This window comes from Novosphingobium sp. B1, assembly GCF_900176395.1.
Taxonomy (GTDB): domain Bacteria; phylum Pseudomonadota; class Alphaproteobacteria; order Sphingomonadales; family Sphingomonadaceae; genus Novosphingobium.
This window is the reverse complement of sequence record NZ_FWXL01000067.1, coordinates 1-1,322: the sequence shown is the minus strand read 5'-3', so window position 1 is coordinate 1,322 and position 1,322 is coordinate 1. Positions and strand designations below refer to the sequence as shown.

The window sequence follows — 1,322 nt, the reverse complement described above, 5'->3', positions numbered from 1 at the left end:
GGGACTGTCAGGATTTCCGTGTGCGGCCGGGCGGTTGATCATCAGGCCGCCATGGCTCTGATGAAACGTTCGCCGAAGATCACGGCAAATTGCGCCTTCGCCATGGTCCACTCACGTGGTGGCATCTTCCACTCTTTCTCCGACCGATTCAAGATCAGGTAGAGCAGCTTGGTGGCGGCCTCGTCGCTGGGGAAGTGTCCCCTGGCCCTGACAGCCCGCCTGAGCTTCGAGTTCAAAGCTTCGATGGCGTTCGTAGTGTAGATGATCCGGCGGACCTCGTCGGGGAACGCAAAAAACGGGATCACCTCGCCCCAGGCGCGCCGCCAGCTCTGGCCGATGGCGGGATAGCGCTGCCCCCAAGGGCCAGCCTCAAATGCTGTCAGCGCCTTTTCGGCGGCATCTGCGTCGGTGGCACGGTAAATCTCCTTGAGCGCGCTGGCGAGGTTCTTTCGGTCCTTCCAGGAGACGAAGTCCATCGAGTTGCGCAGCAGGTGAACGATGCAGGTCTGGACGATCGCATCGGGGAACACTGCGGTGATCGCATCGGGAAAGCCCTTCAGGCCGTCAACGACGGCCAGCAGGATGTCTTCAACGCCACGGTTGCGAAGCTCGTTCATCACCCGAAGCCAGAACTTGGCACCCTCATTCTGCTCGAGCCACAAGCCGAGCACCTCCTTTGCGCCGTCGGCGCGGACGCCCAGCGCAATGTGGATCGCCTTGTTGCGCACCATGCCCTCGTCGCGGATCTTGACCCGGATCGCGTCGAAGAAGACCAGCGGGTAAACCGGATCGAGCGGCCGCTGCTGCCAAGTGGCGACCTCATCGAGCACGGCGTCGGTCACCGTGCTAATCAAATCGGGTGAGACGTCGATGCCGTATAGATCGTGCAGGTGCCTGGTGATCTCGCGGGTGCTCATGCCGCGCGCGTACATCGACACGATCTTGTCGTCGAAGCCGGGAAAGCGGCGTTGATACTTGGCGATCAACTGCGGGTCGAAGCTCGACTGGCGATCGCGCGGCACGTCGATCGCCAACTTGCCGGTGTCGGTCATTACCGTCTTCCGACCGTAGCCGTTGCGCATGTTGCCGGCGCCGTCTTCGCCAGCGAGGTGGTGATCCATCTCCGCATTCAGGGCACGCTCTGTCAGCGCCTTCTTCAGCGAATCGAGCAGACCGCCCTGCTCGAAGGCGGCACTGGCAGCGCCGCCCGCCAAAAGCTGATCGAGAAGCTCATTCGGTATGGCAGGTTCTTTGCGTCGTGACATAGTGGGACTCCTTGTTGCCCATTATGCCCGGCCACACACGGAAATCCTGACAGTCCC

Annotated in this window: 1 protein-coding gene; it reads right to left on the bottom strand. The window is 61.8% G+C overall.

Annotation, left to right across the window (positions count from 1 at the left end):
- Positions 1 to 41: 41 nt before the first annotated feature.
- Complete coding sequence (locus B9A23_RS22075) at positions 42 to 1,265, bottom strand: IS256-like element ISSpwi2 family transposase (protein WP_014082638.1); 1,224 nt, start codon at positions 1,263 to 1,265, stop codon at positions 42 to 44.
- Positions 1,266 to 1,322: the final 57 nt, after the last annotated feature.